This is a genomic window from Chitinophaga sp. S165 (genome assembly GCF_003182155.1).
Lineage (GTDB): Bacteria > Bacteroidota > Bacteroidia > Chitinophagales > Chitinophagaceae > Chitinophaga.
This window is the reverse complement of the sequence record NZ_QGTG01000012.1, coordinates 77349-102924: the sequence shown is the minus strand read 5'-3', so window position 1 is coordinate 102924 and position 25576 is coordinate 77349. Positions and strand designations below refer to the sequence as shown.

General features: G+C 44.4%; 19 protein-coding genes. 11 read left to right on the top strand and 8 right to left on the bottom strand.

What is annotated here, in order from left to right; all coding sequences use genetic code 11:
- Nucleotides 1–154: 154 nt before the first annotated feature.
- On the top strand, nt 155–1771 hold the full coding sequence (locus C7475_RS29755; RefSeq protein WP_146217702.1) for a glycoside hydrolase family 71/99-like protein: 1617 nt from the start codon (nt 155–157) through the stop codon (nt 1769–1771).
- Between the two features lie 55 nt (nt 1772–1826).
- Here the strand turns inward: C7475_RS29755 and C7475_RS29750 are convergent, their stop codons facing one another.
- A complete protein-coding gene (locus tag C7475_RS29750) occupies nt 1827–4367 on the bottom strand; it encodes an ABC transporter permease (RefSeq protein ID WP_233260013.1) in 2541 nt (846 codons plus the stop codon).
- Nucleotides 4368–4496: 129 nt separating this feature from the next.
- On the opposite strand from C7475_RS29750, the gene C7475_RS29745 reads away from it, so the two are divergent.
- A complete protein-coding gene (locus C7475_RS29745) occupies nt 4497–5633 on the top strand; it encodes a Gfo/Idh/MocA family protein (RefSeq protein WP_110057081.1) in 1137 nt (378 codons plus the stop codon).
- A gap of 41 nt (nt 5634–5674) precedes the next feature.
- On the opposite strand, the gene C7475_RS33370 is transcribed toward C7475_RS29745, so the two are convergent.
- On the bottom strand, nt 5675–5875 hold the full coding sequence (locus C7475_RS33370) for a hypothetical protein (RefSeq protein WP_233260012.1): 201 nt from the start codon (nt 5873–5875) through the stop codon (nt 5675–5677).
- A 231-nt stretch (nt 5876–6106) separates the two neighbouring features.
- On the opposite strand from C7475_RS33370, the gene C7475_RS29735 reads away from it, so the two are divergent.
- Complete coding sequence (locus C7475_RS29735; protein WP_110057079.1) at nt 6107–6403, top strand: hypothetical protein; 297 nt, start codon at nt 6107–6109, stop codon at nt 6401–6403.
- A gap of 74 nt (nt 6404–6477) precedes the next feature.
- On the opposite strand, the gene C7475_RS29730 is transcribed toward C7475_RS29735, so the two are convergent.
- Entirely contained in the window at nt 6478–8943 is a 2466-nt protein-coding gene (locus tag C7475_RS29730) for a glycosyl hydrolase family 8 (protein WP_110057078.1), read from the bottom strand.
- A gap of 245 nt (nt 8944–9188) precedes the next feature.
- On the opposite strand from C7475_RS29730, the gene C7475_RS29725 reads away from it, so the two are divergent.
- Both C7475_RS29725 and C7475_RS29720 read left to right on the top strand, forming a co-directional pair.
- Complete coding sequence (locus tag C7475_RS29725; RefSeq protein ID WP_233260011.1) at nt 9189–9953, top strand: MBL fold metallo-hydrolase; 765 nt, start codon at nt 9189–9191, stop codon at nt 9951–9953.
- Between the two features lie 182 nt (nt 9954–10135).
- Nucleotides 10136–10921, top strand: coding sequence for an alpha/beta hydrolase (locus tag C7475_RS29720; protein ID WP_110057171.1), 786 nt, complete (start codon nt 10136–10138; stop codon nt 10919–10921).
- A 92-nt stretch (nt 10922–11013) separates the two neighbouring features.
- On the opposite strand, the gene C7475_RS29715 is transcribed toward C7475_RS29720, so the two are convergent.
- The 5 genes from C7475_RS29715 to C7475_RS29695 all read right to left on the bottom strand — a co-directional run bounded on the left by C7475_RS29715 (nt 11014) and on the right by C7475_RS29695 (nt 15782).
- Nucleotides 11014–11886 (bottom strand): AraC family transcriptional regulator, encoded by an 873-nt coding sequence (locus C7475_RS29715; RefSeq protein WP_110057077.1) that lies wholly within the window; start codon nt 11884–11886, stop codon nt 11014–11016.
- Between the two features lie 13 nt (nt 11887–11899).
- Nucleotides 11900–12667 carry a LytTR family DNA-binding domain-containing protein gene (locus C7475_RS29710; RefSeq protein ID WP_110057076.1) on the bottom strand — a complete coding sequence of 256 codons (768 nt, stop codon included), beginning with the start codon at nt 12665–12667 and terminating at the stop codon, nt 11900–11902.
- A complete protein-coding gene (locus C7475_RS29705) occupies nt 12664–13668 on the bottom strand; it encodes a sensor histidine kinase (RefSeq protein WP_233260010.1) in 1005 nt (334 codons plus the stop codon). Before C7475_RS29705 ends, C7475_RS29710 begins: the two co-directional genes overlap by 4 nt.
- 217 nt (nt 13669–13885) lie before the next feature.
- Nucleotides 13886–15040 (bottom strand): DUF3095 domain-containing protein, encoded by a 1155-nt coding sequence (locus tag C7475_RS29700; RefSeq protein WP_110057170.1) that lies wholly within the window; start codon nt 15038–15040, stop codon nt 13886–13888.
- Between the two features lie 31 nt (nt 15041–15071).
- Nucleotides 15072–15782: a hypothetical protein gene (locus C7475_RS29695; RefSeq protein ID WP_146217701.1), complete on the bottom strand. Its 711-nt coding sequence runs from the start codon at nt 15780–15782 to the stop codon at nt 15072–15074.
- Nucleotides 15783–16344: 562 nt separating this feature from the next.
- Here C7475_RS29695 and C7475_RS29690 point away from each other — a divergent pair.
- The 6 genes from C7475_RS29690 to C7475_RS29665 all read left to right on the top strand — a co-directional run bounded on the left by C7475_RS29690 (nt 16345) and on the right by C7475_RS29665 (nt 25567).
- Nucleotides 16345–19605 carry a glycoside hydrolase N-terminal domain-containing protein gene (locus C7475_RS29690; protein ID WP_110057073.1) on the top strand — a complete coding sequence of 1087 codons (3261 nt, stop codon included), beginning with the start codon at nt 16345–16347 and terminating at the stop codon, nt 19603–19605.
- Between the two features lie 494 nt (nt 19606–20099).
- Nucleotides 20100–20732, top strand: a complete 633-nt coding sequence (locus C7475_RS29685; protein ID WP_110057072.1) for a hypothetical protein — start codon at nt 20100–20102, stop codon at nt 20730–20732.
- A gap of 64 nt (nt 20733–20796) precedes the next feature.
- A complete protein-coding gene (locus tag C7475_RS29680) occupies nt 20797–21813 on the top strand; it encodes a sensor histidine kinase (RefSeq protein WP_158286652.1) in 1017 nt (338 codons plus the stop codon).
- On the top strand, nt 21810–22526 hold the full coding sequence (locus C7475_RS29675; RefSeq protein ID WP_110057070.1) for a LytTR family DNA-binding domain-containing protein: 717 nt from the start codon (nt 21810–21812) through the stop codon (nt 22524–22526). The genes C7475_RS29680 and C7475_RS29675 overlap by 4 nt, the downstream gene beginning before the upstream one ends.
- A 284-nt stretch (nt 22527–22810) precedes the next feature.
- Nucleotides 22811–23323: a RidA family protein gene (locus C7475_RS29670; RefSeq protein ID WP_110057069.1), complete on the top strand. Its 513-nt coding sequence runs from the start codon at nt 22811–22813 to the stop codon at nt 23321–23323.
- Nucleotides 23324–23392: 69 nt separating this feature from the next.
- Entirely contained in the window at nt 23393–25567 is a 2175-nt protein-coding gene (locus C7475_RS29665; RefSeq protein WP_110057068.1) for a beta-1,3-glucanase family protein, read from the top strand.
- Nucleotides 25568–25576: the final 9 nt, after the last annotated feature.

Below are 25576 nucleotides of genomic sequence, written 5' to 3'. Positions count from 1 at the left end.
TTATCATGAACCTTCTACATTGAAGGCCGTTTTTTCTTCTATATTTCCCACATATAATTGTGCCGGTTAACCTGCCGTGAGTATTTTCGAACCGGAAAAGCCATATCACAATTCTCAAAAGAACCATTTATTTATTCATCAAATCTCCCTCAAAATGAGAACTCTATTATGGGCCTGTTGTGCCCTGTTCCTGTTCGCGTGTAACAAATCGTCGCTTGAGCCACAAGAACTTTCTTTATCCGGTAAGCTAAAGGCGGATGTTTCAGCTAATGCGGTTGCAATCAACAAATCAACTAACAAAAAGATCTTTATCCATTGGATGCCCTGGTTTGAAACGCCGGCATCCAGAGGTGCCTGGGGCTATCATTGGAAAATGAATAACCAGAACCCGGATATCATTGTTAATGGCAAGAGACAGATAGCTGCTTATTTTTATCCTAAAACCGGGCCTTATGCTTCCGGTGATCCGGATATTATTGAGTATCAGTTGCTGCTGATGAAATATGCCGGTGCTGACGGTGTATTTATCGACTGGCCGGGCACAAGACAGCGTTACGACTATCCGGACAACCTGGCTAATTCCAATGCATTGATCAGTAAACTAAATGCGGTAGGGCTCCAGTTCTCTATTGTACATGAAGACCGTAACTGGGACCCTGGTATGGCTTCCAGTGCCAACGGCGATTTCGTGTATATGCAGAACAACTATTTCAACCAGGGAAATTATCTGCGTAACGCCAGCAATGCACCTGTCGTATTGAATTTTGGCCCTATCACCTTTCATCAGCCTTCAGAATGGAATACTATCCTGAATGGTATTAATCCGCGTCCTAAGATCATACCATTGTTTGGATTTACAAATGAAGTCGGCGCTAATAACGCTGGTGGCGAGTTCCCATGGATCTACCAGGAACATCCGGGAGTGGTGGACCGCTATTATACACAGGCGGCCAGCTTCCCGCTGTCTATAGGGGTAGTGTATCCTGGATTCAAGTCTTTCTATGCAGCAGGCGGTGCTGACGGTCCTACATGGGAGATCCCTTTTAATGGCACTTCTACTTTTTCTACCATGCTGGACAAAGCACTGAATTCCAGTGTGAGCATCATCCAGTTTGCTACCTGGAATGACTATGGCGAAGGTACTATCATTGAACCTACGGATCAATTTGGATACTCGTTCCTGACCATCATGCAGCAGAAGCTGGGTGTACCTTATGGACAACATGAACTGGAAGTGATCTCCCGCCTGTACGAATACAGGAAGCAGTATGCAGGCAACGGTAGTGTACAGCAGCAATTGAACCAGGTGTTCAACTATCTGGTTAATCTGCAGATCAGCAATGCGGAAAATCTGTTAAACAGTATTGGCGGTGGTGGAAATCCTCCTCCGACCGGAACCGGTGTACTGATTAAGAACAAATGGCTGAACACTTATTTGTACGAGGAGAACGGCCAGGTGAAATATAACGGCAATAACAGCGGCAATCAATACAGATGGGTACAGGAAACGGTGAATGGTCACATCCGCTTTAAGAATGTGGCTACCGGACATTACCTGAACATAGAACACCTGTATAGCTATGTTGAGAGTTCCGCCGTACCGAATACTTTCTACAGCAGTTATTGGGTATTGGAAAGTTACAATGGTTATACCCGTTTGAAAAATGAATGGCAGAATACGTATCTGAATCTGGAGAACCAGAGCGGTTTTGCTCAGTGTACGAACGTACCGGCATTCTTTGAAAGCGGCCAGTGGACATTACAGAATTAAGGACTGATATATGGAGGTAAGGGCTGTCCGCGCAGGCGGACGGCCCTTTTTTTGATCATTCAGATCTTAAGCTTTTTACAGGATTGCTCATAGCGGCTTTGATCGCCTTGAAGCTAATAGTCAGCATGGTAATGACAGCCATCAGTATAAGGGCGATTACAAATACCGTCCAGTTGATATTGATGCGGTATGCGAAGTTCTGCAACCATTGGTTCATCAGGAACCAGGCCAATGGTGCGGCAATGATAGCAGCAAATAGGATCAGTTTGAGGAAATCCTTTGATAACATAGCCACTATGCCGGATACAGATGCCCCTAATACTTTACGTATGCCGATCTCTTTGGTGCGTTGTTCCGCTGCATAAGTAATAAGCCCGAGCACCCCCAGGGATGCGATCAGGATTGCCAGTATGGCAAAGGATATAAAGATCTTGCCTGTACGTTCTTCCGACTGATACAATTTGTTGAAGCTATCGTCCAGGAAGAAATATCGGAAAGGTTGTCCCATCATTGCCGGTCGGGCATGATATAGAGCACCGATCTTTTTAATGACCTGCTGCACATTGTCCGTTTGGACACGGAACGCCATTTTCCCGGTGTATTCGCCTAGTGTAAGCACGGCAGGAGGTATCTTGCTGCGTAAAGAACCCGCATTGAAGTCTTTCACTATGCCGATGATCTTCATTTTTTGCTCACCACGATAGAGATATTTGTCAGTGATATCAGTATACCCTAGCAGTTTCGCCGCGGTCTCATTAATGATGAGTGATCCGCTGGTATCAGTCGGCATATCCGGAGAGAAATTCCTGCCGCTTGCCATCTGCATGCCCAGCGTAGGAATGTAGTCAGCATCCACATACCATTCGGTAAGTCCAAGCACCTGACCGGGACTTCTGGCAGCATCTTTGGAAAAAATATTTGTATTCAGATTGATGGTCGTAGGCAATGTAGTTGTCATAGTGCCCGCAGTTACGCCAGGCACTTTCATGACATCCTCTTTAAAGCCTTTGGCGTGGATCCATAGGGCTTGTGTGTTCTCCAGCACCAATACCTGCTGCCTGTTATATCCCAGCTGTTTATTGCGGATAAAACTAAGCTGGTTATAAATAACCAGTGTGCCTACAATCAACAAGATGGCTGCCGCAAACTGGAAGATGACCAGGCTGTTTCTGAGCCAGCTGTTTTTAAAGCCGGTAGACAGTTTTCCTTTCAACACCTTTACAGGTTCAAAAGAGGATAAAAAGAACGCGGGATAGGCGCCGGCCATCAATCCCACAATAATCACTATCACAAACAACAATGGGAATATCCACGTCAGGGATGCCGGAGTAATACTCAGTGATTTCCCTGACAGATCATTCAGATAGGGTAATAATATTGCAGCCAGGCATATCGCAATGATCATGGCACAGCAACTGGTCAATACGGATTCTGCAAGGAACTGTATTATCAGACTGCTTTTCTGAGAGCCCATCACCTTGCGTAAGCCCACTTCTTTGGCTCTTCCTGCTGAACGGGCGGTAGACAGGTTCATAAAGTTCACGCAGGCTATCAGCAAAATGATAATAGCAGTAATGATGAAAATGTAGACGTATTGTATATTGCCGGATGGTTCAGCTTCGTTAGCCAGGTCAGAATAAAGGTGGATCTTTTTGAGAGGAATGGAGTTATAGCGGAAATGACCGCCTTTCGCTTCAAGATCAGCAATACCACTACCCGTCAATTTCCTCAGGTCGTTTTCCATGTATCTCTTAGTAGCCTGCTTCAGATAACCATCGAGTTGTTGCTGAGTTGTGCCAGGACGCAATAAAACATAGGTTACAAAATTGTCGGCCATCCATTGCGCCTCCCGGCTGTACTCTTCCTGTGCCATTGCCCTGATGAAATCAAAGTGCAGATGGGACTGTGACGGTACATCTTTGATCACGCCTGTAACTGTGTATTGGTTGATATTGTCGGTATGTAATATTTTGCCGACAACGTCTGTGCTGTTAAAGTATTTTTTAGCCATCCTTTCCGAAATGACCATTGAAAAGGGATTACGCAGGGCTGTAGTAGGATTTCCTGCAATCATTTTCAATGCAAACATGTCGAAAACTGTGGAATCGGCGATGCAGACATTGCTTTCCAGCAAAGTTTCTTCTCCCTTTTTCACCAGGATATTGTCCTGCTGAAGAAAGCGCACATATTTTTCAATCTGCGGATAATCCTGTTGCAGTACAGGCCCGAACTGAGCAGGAGTGTTGCGCTCTTTGAACGCACTGCCATTTACCAGGAAATCTGCATTTATTCTGTAAATGCGATCCGCTTTATCATTGAAGTACTCATACCTTAACTCGTCTGTTACAAATAATGTAATCAATAAACAGGTGGCCAGTCCAATGGCCAGTCCCAGAATAGTGATGGCAGAAAAGCCCTTATTTCTCCAGAGGTTACGTATCGCTATCTTGTAGTAGTACCTGAACATTGCATTTCTTTTAGGTCGGTGGCAATAATATACGATACTGGCGGCGCCAAGAGAATGCCAATTTGTAATTCTATTGATAATGAGTTGTTTAGGGGTGTGTGACTTCTGGTAAGTGTCCGGTTTTGGCATAGTGGTGTTCGCTTTTATTGAGATGGTCGGGTATGAAAATTGCGGAAGCACTTTTACATGAGCGGGTTGCAGGAGCCCGTTTTTATGAATATCTTACCAATACTCTCAATCTGTTATAAAACCCTTGTTATGGAGAATACTCGCAAACAGAATACCCGTCGGCATTTTTTGCAAAACTTTACTGTTTCCGCAATCGCATTGACAGTCCTTCCCCGCCTGGGCATAGCTGGCCGGCCGGACTTTTTTGAGCAGCTTTATGATGGCCCTGTATTACGGGTGGCTATCATGGGATTGGGTGGTTATGGTTCAAGGGTAGCAGAGGCTATGCAATCCTGTAAAAAGGCTAAACTGGTAGGTGTTATAAGTGGCACGCCTTCCAAGGTTAAGGACTGGCAGAAGAAATATAATATCCCGGAGAAGAATTGCTATAATTATGAGAACTTTGATAAGATCAAAGACAACCCGGACATTGATGCCGTATATGTGATCACGCCTAATGCCCTGCATCATGACCAGGTGATCCGCGTAGCAAAAGCGGGCAAACACGCGATCTGTGAGAAGCCAATGGCAATAAATGCAAAGGAGGGCCAGGAAATGGTAGACGCCTGCCGAAATGCCAATGTAAAGTTGCTGGTTGGTTATCGCATGCACTTCGAGCCTCACACACTTGAAGTGATCCGTATGCGGAAGGCTGGAGAGTTTGGTAAGGTGCTCTTCTTCCAGGGACTGTGCGGGTTCACTGCCGGAGACCCTAAACAATGGCGCCTCAATAAAGAACTGGCCGGTGGTGGCTCCCTGATGGATATCGGTATCTATGCGTTGAATGGCGCCCGCTATATGATAGGAGAGGACCCTATTTGGGTAACGGCACAGGAGACGAAAACCAATCCTGAGAAATTCAAACCCGGCGTAGACGAAACGATCCAGTTCCAACTCGGTTTCCCCAGTGGTGCGGTCGCGTCCTGCCTGTCTACTTACAACATGAATAATCTCGATAGGTTCTTCCTGAATGGTGAGAAGGGATTCGCCGAAATGCAGCCGTCTACCGGTTATGGACCTATCAAAGGGCGTACGCATAAAGGAGAGCTGAATCAGCCTGTTGTAGTGCATCAGACCTTGCAGATGGAGGAAATGTCCGATATCATCCTGAATGGTAAACAACCTGAAGTGTCTGTGTTTGGTGAGGAGGGAGTGAAAGACCTGAAAGTGATGGATGCTATCTATGAGGCTGTAAAAACAGGAAAGAAAATTGATTTGAAGTTATAAAAATAATAATAGGGCAGTCGTGAGCTGCCCTATTAGGTTATTTATTTAGGTAAATGATCTGGGTATTGGAAGTTACGATATTTTAAATAATAACCATTTAATGTATTGCTGAATGTCATATATTGAGTGAAAATCTCTATACCGATGTCTTCAGATAACACTCCTGAAACGACAGAAAGAAATTGGGCGTTTATAATTTCTCCCTGTATAGTAATAATAGGCTTGCTTGCAGGTTTCTTCATTTATCAGTATGCTATGATTAGGCGTGGACAATCAAGTGGCTACCTCGCTGCATTCGTCGTGGTATCAATTCCGTACGCATTGGTTACGTTGAGCATAGATATGTTCATTAAGAGGTCTCTGAGGAACAAGGAGCAGAAAGCAGGTTATATCTGGGCCATTGAATCGGTTTTACTGATTTGCTGCGCGATCCTTTTGTATTATTTCTTCAAAAGTCAGAACTGACAGTAAATATGGAAAAGATTAAAAGGAACTGGGCGTATATTTTCTCCCCCTGCATAGTTGCAATAATTATGCTTGCATGTGTGGTCATTGGTGCAAATGTGCTAAGCGGAAGTCCAGAACCAATGGCCTTCGCGGGATTGCTATTGGTCTTACTATTTCCCTGTATAGTTATTGCGCTGGCAGTAGATATCATCATCAGAGCGTTCCTGAGAGATAAAGAAGACAAGCTAAAAGCCGGTTTTATCTGGATAACGGAATCTTTTTTATTGCTTTTCGGTGTGATTTTTTGGTGCTGCTGTCGCTAATATAATAACCATAAATGTCTTCATAAAAAAGCCGGCTCAATTAATTCGAGCCGGCTTTTTGTTGTTAATGATGATTAGTTTTTGATGACCTTTTTAGTCGTAGCAACTCCGTTATGGATCAACTTAACAACATACATCCCTGCAGGTAGATGACTTGCAGAGAATGATCTGTTATAAGTTCCGGAGGAAAGATTTTCTCTGAATATTGCCGCTACCTGTTTACCATTGATGTCGTATATCACTAATGCTGTTACACCTGCATCTTTCAATGTAAATGAAACATTCGCATTGGTAGAGAATGGTGTAGGATACAGGCTGAACTGCGTTTGAATAGTCGTCGGTTTTTCCAGAGCAGCAGCTGCTAGTGCTTTAGCTGCAGGAGCTGTCGCTGTGATCACTAACTGAGGCGCATTTGACCCTGTTTCTTTTGAGTTAAAAACGATCCTCGGTGTGCTGATAGCGCTGTTGATCAAAGCCAGGGATATCGCATTGCGGCCTGCTGCTTTTTCGCTGTTCACATAAGCCGTGATGTCCAACGTATAATATCTCGCTGTACTATCTATAACAGTTACTGCACCTAATGAAGGACCGGTAGCTGGTTTATTATTCCAGGTCAGGGCTGTTTCTGTCCAGGTGCTGTTAGCAACAGCAAATACCCCCACCGGGATATTGGTAGATCTGATATCTTCCAGTTTACCATATACTTTTAATACTGCACTGGATATTGTACCGCTCACATTGCTGAGATCAAAACCGATATATGTTTGCCTGTCAAAGCCTGTGGTAGCAGCTGTATTCAGTTTGGTTGACAGGATAGATGCATCGGTAGTGCCATATGCAGTTGTAGCGAAATCACCGTTTCTTACATAAGCGTCTTTCGTTGCAGTCAGTGTGGTCGTTGTGACCGGCGATGAAGATTGACCAGCTCTTACTCTTATTTCAGTAATGCTGTTCCATGCGCTTGCACTGTTACCATAACCTAAGATCCTCACGTATTTGGACGTTCTTGCGGTGAACGTAAATGTTTCCAGTGCAGTGGTAGTACCGCTGCTCTGTAAACCTGTTGCCGCCGGTATCCATGCACTGCCATCAGTGCTGGTTAGAATATCGAAGAAAGTACGTCTGGTATCGCCTGCGTAGAATGCAATGTCAACACCAGTTACGGTAGTGTCTGCGCCAAGGCAGAGCTGTATGTACTGTCCGTCGCCGCTGGCAGACCAACGGGTATTGAAGTCGTTGTCAAGCACATTAGCAGCAACATTACCGTCATCGCTGCTGGCGCTGGCTGGCACACAGGTTTGTGGTGGAGGTGTCACAGGTCCTGCTTCCGGTTTCCACCAGTTACCGGAGATAAACAGCTGGCATAACAGACTGTAAGTATCGCTGTAATAGCCCGATTTAGCCGTTTTAAGGAAGTTCCATCCGCTGTTCAGGAAAGCCTGGTTATTGCTGTTCACAACGGAAGCAGCAACAAAAGGCGCTACGAATACAGCTTCAGGATCACTGCCGGAAACAGTACCATTCAGCTGATAACCATCTTTCACGTTAGCAGGATTACCACTTGTTTTACCAATGATCCAGGTAGCGATCTTGTTTGAGATGGTGAGTGCGTTGGTATTACCATACAGCGCATAATCCATTATTACACGTAGAGGTACACGGCAGGCATTGTAGTTATATTCGTTTGTTTGCGGACCTTCATCAATGAAGTTTTTTGGTGCAGGTTGCGGCGGATTTTTTACCACGAAATCAGAGATAAGACCGGTAGAAGGAGAGTAAGTCGCACTGAACTGGTTGTACACTGCGTACAGGTTGTTGATCAGGTTCAGCCAGGTCGCATCTCCTGTTTCCTGGTAGAAGGCGCGCATGTGGCTCAGCATCCAGTCTGAAGGACGGGTATCCAGGGTACTTTTGCTGTCCCAGTCGCCCAGGTTCAGACGGTTAGTGCTGGTCACATTGGCTGCTTTCAGGCCGTTGGTGATCATCTTCTTTGCTTCAGCGAGATAATTGATCGCACCATCAGAACCCCATTGATAATGCGCCAGTATCAGCGAATAGGCAATATCGATATCGCCATCGGTAGCGGAATCAAAATGTCCCTGGGCACCTTTCGCATCTGCAACAACCCATCCCATCAGGTTGGTGTTGATGCTGCTATGGAAGGCCCTCGCAGTTTTGTACAATCCATCATAGATGGTCTTTGCATTAGGATCGTGACCCGCCATAAGGGCGGTGATCACCATACCGTAACCATGCCCTTCAGAGGTGCCTAATGGTACATAACCTTCAGCGTCACCACTGATCTCTCCCCTTATATAATAACCTCCCGGAAGAGATGCCAGGTTGTTTTTCAGGTACTTTGATTTCCAGTAATCATAGTAGCTGGCTACGCTGGTGTTCATGGCCGCCTGCGTGACATTGTTAGGTTTGATACAGTTCGGATAAGTAATGGCTTGTGGAAAAGGCTTGTTCTGCGCCTGCACAAGAAGGCTGGCAACACTCAATGTGCTGGTTACCAGGAGGGAATAAAACTTAGTCATATACAGTTTATTTTAAGGGTACGGTTTTTCGTCTTTCTTATAGGTATTTTGAGTCGTCTGATATGGTAATGCAATCGTTTGCTAAAATAATGATAAGTGCAATATCAACGGTCAATTTATTTATGTCGGCTAAAGAATATCATAGCCGTTCTGCCTGCCACTATTTAAAAAAGTCTTGTTTGCCAACGTGTTGATAAAGATTAAATTTATCGTCTGAAAGATCACCTTATTACAAATCAAATGCTATGAATATGAGATCCAGCATATTAACATTGTGTCTTGCTGCTTTTATTGGAACCGCGAATGCCCAGATCAGCACACCGGATAGTCTGAAAACAACAAAAGGAGTGTTGGTCATTCAGCCGGTAGAACATGCTAGTCTGGTCCTCTCCATAGGCGGCACCGTTATTTACGCTGATCCTGCGGGTAAAAAGGATAATTTCAAAGGCCTGGCAGCACCGGATATCATTCTTATCACAGATATCCATGGCGACCATTTCGACTCCGCCGCTGTAGCTGCCCTGAGAACAGAAAAGACACGTCTCATCGTACCTGCTGTAGTAGCGGAAAAATTACCGGCATCATATAAACCTATGGTGACCGTGTTGAAGAATTTCGGTGTTACTACTCAAAATGGTATTACTATTAATGCTATTCCCATGTATAATTTGCCTGAAACGCCCGATTCGAAACACCCAAAGGGTAGGGGCAACGGATATATCGTGACAGTAGGTGGTGCTCGTATCTATATATCAGGCGATACACAGGGCATTCCGGAAATGCGTTCACTCAGGAATATTAACGTAGCCTTCGTTTGTATGAACCTGCCATATACAATGGATGTAAAAGAGGCGGCAGATGCAGTACTGGCATTTAAGCCACGGATCGTTTATCCTTACCACTACCGTGGCCAGAAAGGCTTGAGTGATGTCAATGCTTTTAAGGATATAGTCAATAAAGGTAATAAGAACATAGAAGTGCGCCAGCGCGACTGGTACCCTAAACAGTAGACTAGTGGCTGCACAAAGTGATTGTTTTCCAGAGGGGCCGGCATCATATGCCGGCCTTTTTTATTGGTCCGGGGAAAAATGTCCATCAGGTTGCGAAATACTGTCATTCTCTGCGGATGCATTTTGAACCATCTTTGTATCACAAAACGAAACAAAAACAATCACACACAAATAATCAAAAAATGAAAACAACATCAACTTCAAAATGGCAATTAACTGGCATCCTGGTAGCGGCATTCGCGCTGTTCTTCAACCTTCTTTCTGTATCTGTTTTTGCGCAGGTAAAGAAAGCTAAAAATATAGTACTTGTTCACGGAGCGTTTGTAGATGGTTCCGGTTGGAAAAAGGTACATGATATCCTGGCTAAAAAAGGTTACAATGTAACAATAGTTCAATATCCGCTTACTTCTCTGGCCGATGACGTAGCAGCCACCAAACGTATCCTGGACAGACAGGATGGCCCATCTGTACTGGTAGGACACTCATGGGGCGGTACAATCATTACAGAAGCAGGTGCGCACCCAAATGTAGCATCCCTGGTATATGTAGCCGCTTTCCAGCCTGACAAAGGTGAAACTACCCTCCAGTGGGCAACATCTTTACCTGCTGCTCCAGAAGCTGGTTTGCTGCCTCCCGATGAAAAAGGATTTATCTACTACGATAAAGCTAAGTTCCATGACGGTTTTGCCGGTGATCTGAGCAAAGAAGAAACTGACTTCATGTATGCATCCCAGGCGCCTATCTTCGGTGCAAGTTTTACAGCACCTGTAGCTGAAGCTGCCTGGAAAACCAAGCCGACCTATGCTATCGTTGCGACTGAAGACAAAGCGATCGTGCCTGGCATTCAGCGTAACATGTACAAACGTGGTGGCGATAAAGTAACAGAAGTTAAAGGTAGTCACGTAGTTTTCATATCCCAACCGGAAGCAGTTGCGAAAGTGATCATAGCTGCGGCTGAAGGTAAATAGTTCTGAAAAACCAGACATAGTAACCATTATAGGGGACAATGAAAAACAGGGCCGTAGAGGCCCTGTTCCATTTTATAAAAACTGTTATTTACTTATGCCCACGCCTTTTTCAGCGATGTCCTGAAAGCCTGCGGAGATGTATTGATAGCATTTTTAAAATACCTGCTGAAGTGATACTCATCCTTGAAGCCCAATTCATATGCGATCTCTTTGATCGGCTTGTTCGTATGATAGAGGTCCCGTTTGGCTTCTACAATGATCCGCTCTGTGATCATATCTGTAGGCGTTCTGCCATAGTGCTCCTTGACAATTTTTCCGAGGTTTTTAACCGTCATGTTAAGCAGGTCAGCATATTCACCGGCACTGTGTTTCTCACGGAAATGTTTATCAATGTAAGCCTTGAATTGTAAAAGTGCTTCCGATTCGCTTGTTTGTTCCTTCAACGGTGGTTTGACAATATTTTGCGAAACCTTTATCCTGGTTACATTGATCAGGAGGATCTTCAGGTAGGAGATCAGCAGATCATGCTGGGCGAGGCCTGCCACCTGTAGTTCATTGGCCACCTGGTTTATCAGCTGCTGGATCATGGTATTTTCATCCGCAGGAATATGTACCAGTGGCGTCTGATGGATATTGTTAAAAAGAATGCCATCGCAGGCTACTTCCTTGTGATGTTTGATCACACAGAAGAAGTCGTGATGGAAATTCAGCATTACACCTTTTATGTTCTCACCCCTGATCATAAAAGGATGAAAGGGGGCAAAGAAAAGCATCGTTCCTTTTGATACTTTGTACTCAGTGAACTCTGCCTTCAGGGTCCCTTCTCCCTCAGAAAGCCATATAATGGAAAAATGAGAAACCCTTTGCAGTTCATTAAAATGCGCGTCACTTTCAAAATGGACCATCCTGAAACCCAGACTACCGTCAATGGGATTTGTGAGGACAAAATCGGGAGTTGTTGTCATATGTAAAAAAGCATTACCTGTTCTCTAGCCAGGACAGAAATATCTGTACTTTTTCTTTATTAACCAACAATTTGTCCGGTGCCGGTACAAGAAGGTTTACCAGCAGCTTTCTTGCAAAGTAATGCTCCACGTCCTTTATCGCTGCAAAATTGACCAGGTATTGCCTGTTAAGCCGGAAAAACTGGTCGGGAGACAACATAGCATGGATCTGGTCAAGGGACTGGTTGAGCATATATTCCTGCTGATCGAAGGTCTTGATAACAGTGGTCTCATGCTTTATATAGAAAAACGCGATACTGTCTGTCGGGATGTTGATATACTTATTCTGCCTGAAAACAAGGAAGTTCTTCTTGCCCGCAGGCGTGTTGATCTTGGTCAGCAGATCATTTAACTGGGGAACACTGTTAGCGTTCTGCTGAAAGAAGTTCTTCAGCTCATCCACCTTTTTGAAAGCAGATATAATATCATCTTTTGAGAATGGCTTCAGTACATAGTCTACGCCATTTGCTTTGAAAGCGTCCAGCGTATAATCGTCAAATGCCGTACAGAAAACTACAGGGCATGAAATTTTGACTGATTTAAAGATGTTGAAACTAAGACCGTCAGAAAGCTGGATATCCATAAATATCAGGTCAGGCTGTTCATTTTCGGTAAGATACTTAATACTGGACGTAACGCTTTGCAGCTGCGCCACAACCTTTGCTTCAGGCCTTATTTTCATGATTAAAGCAGCCAGTGAACCAGCTGCCTTTATCTCGTCTTCAATAATGAGTACATTCATTGTATCACGGGTAGTTTTACTTTAAAGGTTTTTTCGTCTGCCTCGATCACTATTTCTTTTTCCAGAAGATGACTATACCGCTCACTGATGTTATTCAGTCCGACCTTCAACGATACTTCTGATTCTATCTTAGGTTGCAGATCATTCTCGACCACGATGGTATCGTTTTCAACATAAAGCCTGATCTCTAAAGGCCGTTCCAGCGATACGATGTTATGTTTGATCGCATTCTCAACCAATAACTGTAACGTAAACGGAGGGATCATTGACTGATGGTATGCCGGCTCTATCTTGTTGGTCAGATGGATGCCATCTTCGAATCTCGCCTTCACCAGGAACATATAGGACGACAATATATCAATTTCTTCCGACAGATGAATAAGGTCCAGTTTACGGCTTTCGAGGGTGAAGCGGTAAAACTCGGAAAGCTTCAGTACGAAATCTACGGATTGTTTATCCTCCATTTCAATCATCGTCTTCAGTGTATTAAGACTGTTGAAAAGGAAGTGCGGGTTCACCTGTTGTTTGAGCAGCTCGTACTGTGCCCCCAGGTTATCCGCCTTTGTACGCTCCAGCTCTATGCCTACCTGCTGGTTCTGATAGTTCTGATATAGCAGGTGAAGGAACATATAAAAGGTAAGGCTAATGAGTATGCCTCTTACCTCTACCATCAGCATTACCGGACCGAATTCCATATAGGATATCAGCAGCTGCTGTAAATAAGCAAGCAGCAACATAACGCCCATCCCGATAACAAGGCTGATCATTAACCTGGACATGGACATACCACGGTTAATGTCCCTTTTGGAATAAGTAGGCAGCGTGTAAATATTATAGTACCAAACGAATATGGAAAAGAGGAATGTTATTCCGGAGTTGACCATTGCTTCCATTGCATTAAATGGCCGCTCGGCCATCTTAGGCAGGGATGCAAGTATACCCAGGAGCAGGGAACTACCCCATATGATCCAGGGTGATACTTTAAATGTTTGCTTATTCATCATTACTGTTGATTGCTTTATGGGAATGCTGAAGCCCCTGGGCCAAAGATATAGTTAATTCTCTCCTGCTGGTTACAAACGTGCCTTTTTATATCTTCAGTGATGGCCTCTTATTATTGCAAAGTTATTGCTCCCGTCACAGGATGAACAGTGTTGACGGGGTTAACCGGACAGATTAAGGCTTGAAGTGGACAACTAAGTACTTGAACAATCAGGACTATGCCTTTCTGCATTTTAGTTTAAGAACGCCGGCTGCTTTCGTATATCCACCTTCAGCGCCGTCTACAAAATGAATGTGATCATCCTTCAGGTCCCGGACGTAACAGGACATTACCGACTCTTTGCTGACATAAAAGGCATAGTGGATCTCTCCCGATTGCTCCAGTCTGTTCAGCTTGTCGTCCAGCAGCAATCGCTGTTGCTCGGTACCGGTAATGACAGTATTTATCTTACCATCAATCACCAGTGTATCAGACATCTCTACCAGCCTGCTAAGATAAGTCCGGCCGGTTTTTGTCTGGAAATAGATATAGGCAACCGTGTTGGAGAAAAATGCCTGTATGTACCTGAAAAGCTTTGCGCTCCCGAACCTTGCGCGTATTTGCGATCCCAGTTTAGTGAAAGTACCTTTAAGCTTGAGCTTTGAAATGGAGATAGGCTGCCTTTTCTCAGGTGTGCCATATATGTCATCGATATAGGAAATGACCTTCTGAAATGCTTCAGACTGCCTGACATTATCTGTTGCCATAACGATCAGGCTCAATACCTCGTAATGGTTTTCCGGTGGTTTGATCTTGTCCCAGCGGCACTGCATCCCGTTAAGGTCCAGTTCATCTCCGGGAAAGGCCTCGCCAGGAAACAGGTAATCGTCTCCTTTGATAAGCTTTTCGGCGTAACTAAGCCCATTTCCTAATGCGATCGGGATAGTAAAATTGCCGGAACTGGTGAATTTAGTGATCTGCAAAGCATGTCCGTGGTCGTAGATGTCCCGGACGCTAACGGTGCCTGCCCGTAATTCAATATCGAAGTTTTCCCGGGTGTGGTCCCTGTATAATAAAAGTGCACCCATGGCTGCGTCTTTCACAGTGGGAGGGACGATAAAAGAAGCACCGTCCCCTCCAAAAAAGAAGGGAACGGTAATATTGGCTTTAAAACAAATATTCAGCACTACAACAATACTTCCGGTGGCAATGAAATTGACGGTCTCGTGCAATCCGTCCTGTACTACGGCGGTAGAGCCCTTAATATCTGTTACAATAACAGACCAGTCGTCAGGAACACTGTAGAATAAATGATCTTCCGTCAACAGATCACTGAGTGGAATACGATTGACGGGCAATCTGGAATAAAACTGATCGTTATTTGCTGACATAGCTCTGTTTACGCCCTTTTTTTTCGGATAATCAGAAATGTAGCCTGAACTCAACATTCAACGCCGGTCCGGATTTATCATCCTTAACTTTGGTGCCCGGAATACCTTCACCGCTATTGGTGTAGAGTGTAGTAGTCTGTTGCAGCGAGGATACCAGGATCTGTGCTCCAAAACTAGCTTTTTCCGGTATTACTTCAAAGAAGGGGCCTATACCGGCCAGCTGGCACCATGCATGCCCTTTTATTTTGACATACTCCTCAGGAGCACCTGGCTGAGAGGTCATGGACTTCACGTTAATTGGCCCCCAGGTATAGCCTATGATGGGCGACAGGAAGAATGTTTTTGAAAGAGGGATCTGGTACTGCACAATAGGACCGACCAGCATACTGATGCCACGGGTATATATTCCCTTGCTCTTTTTGTCGGAGATACTGATACCCGCTGTCAGGCTGGCCCCGATCGATAATTTGTCAATAACATGATATCCCCCTTTGGCAGATAGCGTCGCCGCGGTACCGATATATTGTCCCATAGGAGCTACAGAGCCACTCAGGCCTAAACCTCCGCCGATCCAGTAATCGCCTTTTCTGATCTTTAATGTATAAGCTTTGTTCTTTGCCGGCACTTTTGTGGCTTCAGACGTTTGAGCGGAACAAGTGATAAACGGCATCAGGGCAATCAGAGGTACGAGGACAAAAAGCAATGCGGCTTTTGTAGGCATTAGTCGTTGTTTGTTTTTCATGAAGGAAAATTGTTAGGTTCTAAAAATGTGAGACGAGCACCAGGTCCGTTTATTTTACAACAAGAGGTGGCGCCTGTAAAAAGCAGTCGTACGTTTTTAATCATAGTATGTTATTCACGTATATATTGATATTTGTTAATGTGAACAATGTGGTGTTTTGCTGATTGAGGGGACGTGAAAGTCTATACTTCACATGATCATAAAATTTGGTTGATAATTTGATGGCCTGGGGCTTGGTTTTTGATTTAACTCCTTGTTTGCTACTACATTACTTAAAGCAAATGTAATAACTTCCTGATCATTTAACAAAACACAATAACGATATGAACAATGCCTTTATATCCTGCCAGACAGGACAAAAGAAAAGTTAACATCGTAAGGGTTACAATATTCTTTTTTTTACCATTAACTTGCCCTATAACTATCAAAAATACCTATACTCTATCTTTTACAAAACCCATAAAAGAGAACGTATATTTATTTCAGTTGGCCCATAATGAAATCCATTACTATGAAAACCAATAAGACGAAAGTCTTACATCCATGATTAAATATAATAACTATGAAAAACCTATTACTTGCATTTTTGCTCAATGCTGTGGTGTGGAGTCATGTATCTGCACAAAGCACAGGACCTGTAGCACATTGGAAGCTTGATGAAAGCAGCGGAACTGTAGCTGCTGATAATTCCGGCAATAATCAGAACGGCAGCCTTAATGGAGGCGCCTGGCGACCAACAGGCGGTAAGATCAATGGCGCACTGTTGTTAAATGGTACGTCCGATTTTGTCAACACCAATACAACCATTGGTTCATCCCAGGTAATATCTGTTGCTTTCTGGCTGAATGCTTCATCAGTGAAGTACCAGATCCCGGTCGACAAACTCCCCGCCAGTGGTACTGCCGGCTGGTCGGTGAAGCTCCGTAATAACGGGGAAATATGGATAAGGATCGGAAGTGAGGCAAATCATTCCGACCTGGTATTGGCCAATGCTTATCAGGCGAACGCCTGGGTGCATGTTGCCTTTACTTTTCAGAATGGTAATCTCGCCGCATATATTAATGGCGCAATCGCCGGTACAAAGATCAACATCCCTCAAACCGTCACGAATACTACTTCACCGCTACGCTTCGGTGTTTCTGCCAGCAATGGCAATGAAGCTTTTGGCGGTCTGCTGGACGACATCAGGGTTTACAACCGGGTGTTGAGTTACGAAGAGATCATGCAGATGAATGGTATTACCCCACCCGTCTTGCCACAGGTAGGCGATCTTACCATGTGGTACAATACAGAATCCGGTTCCGAATTTACCAATGCATTGCCTATTGGTAACGGACGTATGGGAGGAATGATCTATGGCAATATTGCACAGGAAAGGATCGGTCTGAACGAGGGTACTGTATGGAGCGGAAGCCCCGGCGCCAACAATAAGAACGGAGCTGCAAACTCACTGGCGGAAGCGAGGAACAGGGTATTCTCCGGAAACTATACAGGTGCCGACGCTCTTGTAAACAGTAATATGATCAGTTCCGGTAACCAGGTATATCAGCCTGTAGGTAACCTGACGCTGAACTTTCCAGGCCATACGCCGACCAATTACTATAGGGAACTCGATCTTAAAACGGCCATTGCAAAAGTTACTTACCTGTATAATGGTGTTAACTATACGCGGGAGTATTTCGCAAGTTATCCTGATCAGGCGATCATTATAAGACTCACCGCCGATCAGCCGGGAAAGATAACTTATACTGCCGGTATGAATACACCGCATACGCCTGCCAGTGTTGCAGTTGCAGGTAATGACGTGTTGCTGCTTAATGGTGAAGCAGACGCCATCCGCTTTCAATCACGCGCAAAGATTAAGAATGATGGTGGTACCATATCATCGAATGGCTCAGGCATCACAGTGACAGGGGCAAACAGCTCGACCATCGCCATAGTCATAGGAACAAACTTCAATAGCTATAATAACGTAAGCGGCGATCAGGTGGCGAGAGCTGCGCAATACCTCACGAATGTTGATCTCAAGCCGTATACACAGTTAAGGCAGGACCACATCACTTCTTATCAGCAATTATTCAATCGTGTGAACTTTAATCCCGGTCCGGCTAATACAGCATTCTCAGGGTATCCGACGAATCAGCGTATTGCCACTTTCAATATTTCTAATGACCCGGCACTGGTGAAGTTATACTACCAGTTCGGGCGTTACCTGCTCATCTCATGCTCTCAACCGGGAGCACAGGCTGCAAACCTGCAGGGTGTTTGGAACGATCAGATGAGTCCTCCGTGGGGAAGTAACTATACGACCAACATCAATACTGAAATGAATTACTGGCTGGCCGAATCTGCGAATCTTCCGGAATGTGCCACGCCACTGATCGAAAAGGTAAAGAGTATGGTACCCCAGGGCAGGCTTACCGCACAGGCGCATTGGGGTGTAAATAATGGCTGGGTATCCCATCATCAGACGGACCTTTGGAACCATACCGCACCGGTAGACGGTCCCTGGGGACTGTGGCCTACCGGGGGGGCATGGTTGTCAAAACACCTGTGGGAACATTACCTGTTCAACCAGGATGTAACTTACCTGGCGGATGTTTATCCAACTATTAAAGCCTCGGCACAGTTTTTTCTGAGTAGTATGGTCACTGAAACGTTGAGTGGTAACGGCTACCTTGTTACCTGTCCCAGTGCTTCTCCTGAAAATACTTTTAATGGTGGGGCTACCTTGAGTTTCGCGCCTACAATGGATATCCAGATCATCCGCGATATCTTTAATTCAACAGTACAGGCTTCAGAAAAGCTGAATCTGGATACGGCACTTCGCAGCCAGATCAAAGCTGCCATTGCAAAATTGCCGCCTAATAAGATCGGTCAGTACGGACAATTGCAGGAGTGGTTTAATGATTGGGATAATCCGACAGATAACCACCGCCACGTTTCCCATCTGTACGGCGCATTCCCTGGTAACCAGATCACGAAACGCGGTACACCCGCATTGTCTGATGCTGTAAAAACGACACTGACGCAAAGAGGAGATCTTAGTACAGGATGGTCATTGGCGTGGAAGATCAACTTATGGGCAAGACAGGAAGACGGTAATCACTGCTATGATCTCATCAGGTTGTTGTTAACGCCTGAAAGGACCTACAATAATCTGTTCGACGCCCATCCTCCTTTCCAGATAGATGGCAATTTCGGGGCCGTGTCAGGCATTGATGAAATGCTGATGCAAAGTCAGAATGGAGAGATCCAGCTGATGCCCGCGCTTCCTGCTGTATGGGCTACAGGGTCTATCAGTGGATTAAGGGCGCGTGGTGGTTTCGTGGTAGATTCCCTGGTATGGGCGAATAACAGGTTAGTGAAGGCCGGCATTACATCAACAGTAGGTGGCGTATGTAATGTACGTTACGGAGATATAGTAAGGCAGATCAATACTGTGCCTGGCACACGCTATACATTGGATGGTTCACTCAACGTGACAGGTCAGGAAAAAGGTACTTCACAAACGGCCTATCCGGCCGGAACACTGGTGTCCGCTGGCGCCAAAAATACAGTGGCAACAAGTAAGCCGGAAGAGGGGAATATAGTTTCCTACTGGCCTACACTGGTCGAGCGTAATTTCAATATCAGAACAGACGGCTCTTATAATGCAGTAGAAGTCGTAGACCTGAACGGAAGGATACAATACAGGAATACAGTTATTAAGGGCACTACATCGCTTGTACTTGATCTGGGACATCTTACCGGGGGTTTCTATTTTGTACGCCTGCTGTCGGCGGACAATCCCAAAACGATCCGCATCGTCAAGATGCAATAAATCCCTTCCAAGAATGTTGACTAATATGTAAAGAAAGTCCATATCTTCAATTGATATGGACTTTCTTTATATATTAGTTCGGGCTTCGCTTCGCTCCTTATACAGTGTCAACTAAAACAGGACTATACAAGCTTTATACAAGCTTTATCTTACGTTCATCTTACGTCTTTGAACGTAAGATGAACGTAAGATAAAGCTTGTATGAACCTTGTAAAATCAGAGCTATATGGAAGCTCTAGCGGGAATATCTCATGTCTGGTAAGCTCATGGGCCTATTTTGGTCTCTCATTATGCAGTTTATATGCAGTTCAGTATACGAATTTTGCAGTTCAGGGACACTCTTTCATACTGCGCCGGGATCTTCCTTATCATTGTGTAGCAGATCGTTTAGTTTATCCCCCGTTTTCTGATGTTTATCGTATTTTTTTCCAGGGGATCCGCCCGATATCTACTTTGCAGGAGAAATAGATTCTTCACCTAAATTCTTTTGTAAAATGAGAACGTTTATCATATCATGCTTCATTTTGCTCGCAGCATTTGCCTTTCAGGGCTGTATTACCTCCCTGCATCCATTGTACACCAGTAAAGACCTGACATTCGATACACGTCTCCTCGGGACATGGCATCCGGACGGTTCGGGAGATACCTGGAAAATCGAAAATCTTATGGAGAAACAGCTGTCCCGGTACAAAGACCCAAAAGAAAGAAAGGATCAGGAAAACATTAAAAGCCAGTTTATTAACAGGAATACCTATCTGCTCACATGCAGCGAAAAGGGAAAGGAAGCGGAATTTTTACTGAACCTGGTACGATTGGACAATGAGTTGTATATTGATCTGTATCCCGGCCCATTAAAGGAAAAGAATGAATTGCTGGAAGACCATTACCTGCCCGTTCATTCATACGCTAAAATTAAGATAGGTAGCAATGGTTTTGAATTGTCGTTTTTTAATGGTGAGCAAATTTACAAGCTCTTAAGTGAAAACAGGATAAAGATCCAGCATGAGGATTTTGATTACTATAAGGTCATTACAGCTTCAACAGCAGATTTACAGAAGTTTGTAACGAAGTATGCTGATAACAAAGATTTTTTTATGTCTCCCGTAACTTTTAAGAAAACTATCTGAGTTTGTGAACCGGCTAATGAACATCTTAAAAATACTCGCTCAAAACAAGATATTACAACATATCTTGTTTTGGTGTTTATCCTATTACTACCTGCTTCACTTGTTCTCTGCAGAAGATATTAAAAGCATAGATCTGATCTATACGGCGGTATACCATTTTCCATTAATGGCCGGTGTGTATTTAAATCTCTATCTGTTGATCCCCTGGCTATTAAGCAGAAAACGATATGTGTTGTATGCTGTGTTATTAGGCATAACGGTGATACTATCAGCGCTATTGACTGCCTTTATATTCGGTAAGGCGATAGACTATCTTTTGCCAGGTTATTATTTCATTTCATATTATGAGCTTGCAGATCTGGCACAGTTCTCTATCGTTTATATCGGACTGACAACGTTAATTACACTTTCCCGTGCATGGTTTAAATTATTGGAATCAGAGAATTATCAGGTGCGGGCGCAAAAGAAAAAGAAGGACGCCGAATTGTTGTTCCTTAAAACACAGATCAATCCGCATTTCCTGTTCAATAGCCTGAATAGCATCTATTCTCTGGCCCTTAAGAAGGATGCCCAAACTCCTGCCGTGTTGTTAAAACTGGCAGAAGTAATGCGGTATATGACCTATGAAACAAATGAAGAACATGTGTTACTGGAAAAAGAAATTCAGTACATCAGGAACTATATAGAACTCCAGAAACTCCGCGCGGGAAGCAACGCGCATATTTTATTTGAAATGAACGGTGAGCCGGGTGCACAAAGAATATCGCCATTTATATTAATAGTATTCATTGAGAACGGATTCAAGCATGGTATACAGGGAGGAATAAATGATACCTTTATTGATATCAGGATAGACCTGTCGGGAAACGAACTGATATTGACAGTAGCGAATAACATCGGGGCCGTAGATGAAACTGAAAACGACGACTTCAGAGGTTTAGGACTGAATAATGTAAAGAAAAGACTGGAACTGCTTTATTTTCAGAAACACGAGTTAACCATCCGGAATGATGGAGAACGATTTAATGTACAGTTGAAACTGGACTTGTCTAATCCCCTAACTTTTAATCCTTACGTATGAAGATAAACTGTATGATCGTTGACGATGAGCCCCTCGCCCAGGATGTAATTGAAACCTATATAAAAGATTTTCCACTGGTAACGCTTGTTGGGAAGTGCAGTAATGCAATAGAAGCGTTGGAAACGCTGAAGCAGGAAAATATTCAGTTGATCTTCCTTGATATAAAAATGCCCTCTTTGTCCGGCATTAATATGCTGAAGTCATTATCCTCACCTCCATGTGTGATCTTTACAACGGCTTACGCACAGCATGCCCTGGAAGGTTTTGAACTTAATGCAGTAGACTATCTCTTAAAACCATTTTCTTTCGAAAGATTTGTGCAGGCAGTTAATAAGGCCTGTCAGAAGATTGAATTGGAAGCGCTGGCTACAGGCATAATACAGGGCAATGACCAGCAGGATTTCATTGTTGTGAAAGCAGATAAAAGATTACATAAGATCGACTTTGATGATATTGTCTATCTTAATTCGATAGGAGATTATCTGAAGATATTTCTAAAAGCAGGAAAGGTGATCGTCACAAATGAAACGCTGAAAAGTATAGAAGCGAACCTTCCTTCCAGTCTCTTTGTAAGGATACACAAGTCCTATATCGTATCAGTGAAATCTATTCAATACATCGAAGGTAACCAGGTAATGATAGGAGAAACCTCGCTGCCGATCGGATTGACATATAAAGAGCAGCTTATCAGCAGGTTTGGCGGCCGGTTGTGAGATATTAATATTTTCCTTAACTTGCACATAGGTACGAAATAGCATTTGTGCTGTTTCAATTGGCCTTATTCCCCTCAAAAGGAAAATTATCCATCTGAAAGCGTCAGTGTACCATTTTACAAACCTTCTCTCCATTATACATTTGTTGTGCTGAACTGATGATCAGCTAAAGTGATCGTCATCAATTGCTGTGCACATAGTGCATGATCAGACAGGCATTATTGACAAGTCAGAAAGCAGTAAATTGATTTTGAATTTTATCCTAACACTAAATCGCACAACAAATGAAAGTTCTAATGTTAGCAATGTCGCTTTTAATAAGCTCGGTTGTATTTGCACAAACGCCGGAAGAGAAGCTGGCTGAATTGAAGATCACACTACCGGAAGTGCCACCGGCTATTGGTAGTTATGTAGATGCCAGGAGAGTTGGTAACCTGATCTATTTATCCGGTAAAGGCCCGCGTAACAGTAATGGCGAATATGTAACGGGCAAGCTGGGACAGGAATTAACTATCCAGCAAGGATATGATGCGGCAAAGCTGACTGCAGTGAATCAACTGGCGGTGTTGAAAAAGACCCTGGGTAGTCTGGGTAAGGTGAAACAGATAGTGAAAGTAAATGGCTATGTGAATTGCGACGCATCATTTAAAGATCAGCCAAAAGTGATAAATGGCTTTTCTGATCTGATGATCCAGGTGTTTGGAGAGGCAGGCCGGCATGCACGTACCGCACTTGGTACGAATTCACTGCCGCTGAATATGGCAGTAGAAGTAGAGATGATCGTGGAAGTGGAGTAGTGGCTGCTGAGAGGCTACCGGGCAAATGAGTTAAGTTAGTATAACACTTTTAACATAAACCCATAATCTATGAAGACCAGATCCTTTTCCCTCATGGAATCGCTATGTATCCGCATAGCTTTTCTGCTAACAGTAACCTTTACGGTAGCCAACACGGTCCACGCCCAGACCACTGTTCCCTTCACATTACATAACAATTCCGCGTATGGGGATGGTAATGTATTTGTGGCGGTGATAGGTATTATTAATGGCAACTTTGTATGGATCAATCCGAAAACAAGCGCGGTCAACCTGATGAATGTGTCCAATAACACAGTGCCGGGACCAGTCATCAACGGCAACATGGGACCGGGCGGTAACGGTCTGTATGCCAACTGTTTTGCCCGCCTCAGTGAGATCCCTAACAAGATCATCAACATTCCCGGTATTGAAGGATGCCGCATCCTGATCTCTTTCAACTCGCAACTGTACCTCTATTTCTTTGGAGCTTCAGGTGCGCCGAGCGGATATGCTGCACCAAACCTGGCCAATCCGACAGATCCTAACCAGGGCATCCGGTATGAGACCATTGAACTGACCAACGCACCGAACGGTCTTTGGGTAAATACGACCCGCGTGGATGGTTATCAATACCCAATGGGCCTTGAAGTATGGGGCAATGGCGGGTTTTATCAAAAGGTGGGTGAGCTGATCCCGCATGCTCAGATCCTTTCACAATGGCAGGCTACTGCACCGGCTAATTTTGCTGGGTGTTACGATGCTGCCAATGGTATTATCAAATTCCCTTCAAAGACGCCTGCCTTCCAGAGCGGTGGTGCACAGGCTAATTATTTCGGTAGTTATGTAGATGCTATCTGGTCAAAGTACAGCAGTGGTAATCTGGTGTTCAATGCCGGTGATGCCGGTACCTGGAGCGGCCGGGTATCAGGGAATGTATTCACATTTACCAGAAGCTCCGATGGTCAGGTAGGAACGATATCGCGTAAGCCTACCAACATTGAAGTAATGGAAGGCAGTGGGGTAATGGCTGCCGGCGGACAATGGGACAAGGTTGTACAGGCGCAGATATGTGCCGCGATCAACCGCCATGCCATTGATCTGAACCTGGCTACAGGAGCCATGCAGGATTTTGCTACAGCATCGAAGTATTACCAGACATCTCCTTACAACTGGTATTGCAAATTCTGGCACCGTAACGACATCAGTTATAACAGCCTGACGTATGCGTTTTGTTATGACGATGTATTCAACCATTCTTCAACAGTCAATGCGCCTTCGCCACAACGGGTAACTGTCGCCATTGGCGGATATGCAGGTACAACCCCATCCGGCGCGGCAATTGCTTATAAAGATTGTAATTACGGTGGTTATGCCGTGGGACTGGGTCAAGGTACTTATACGACCAGCCAGTTGAATGCATTGGGCATTCTGAACAATGATATTTCTTCTATTAAGGTAACAGCAGGATATAAAGTGACACTCTACCAGGATGACAATTTCAGTGGCGCATCCCTGGTGTTGACAGCAAATGATGAATGCCTTGTTGATAATAGCTGGAATGATGTGGTATCATCATTGAAAGTGGAATCAACTGCTTCCTCAACTGTTATTCAGGCAGAGAGCTACAACTATATGTCTGGTGTAGATGTGGAAACAACAACCGATGCCGGTGGAGGCCAGAATGTGGGTTGGATAGATGCAGGAGACTGGATGTCCTATCCTGTGAATATTCCTGTAGCAGGCACGTACCAGGTGAGCTATCGTATAGCCAGCCCTAATTCCAGCACTATCCTGCGTTTGGAAAAAGATGCAGGGACTACACAGCTTGGTACTGTTACCGTACCGAATACCGGTGGCTGGCAGAACTGGAGTAATGTATCGCATACCGTAACATTGCCTGCAGGCGCTTATGATATTGGTATTGCTACATCGACCGGTGGTTTCAATCTGAATTATCTTACTATTACAAATGCATCATCAGGGAAAATAGCGATGCAGCAACAGCAGGTGGTGGATGATAAGATGCTTGCGCTTTCGCCCAATCCTGTGAGAGATCAGCTGAATATTCGTGGCAATGATAAAGTGAAGACGCTTAGTATTTACGATATTACTGGTCGCGAAGTTAAGCGGGTACAAAATCCCGGCAGTGCAGTTTCTGTATCATCACTGGCACCAGGACTTTATATTGTCGTGATAGAACGTAAGGACGGCACTCAGAAACAGGTAAAGATATTGAAGGACTAATACGGTTAG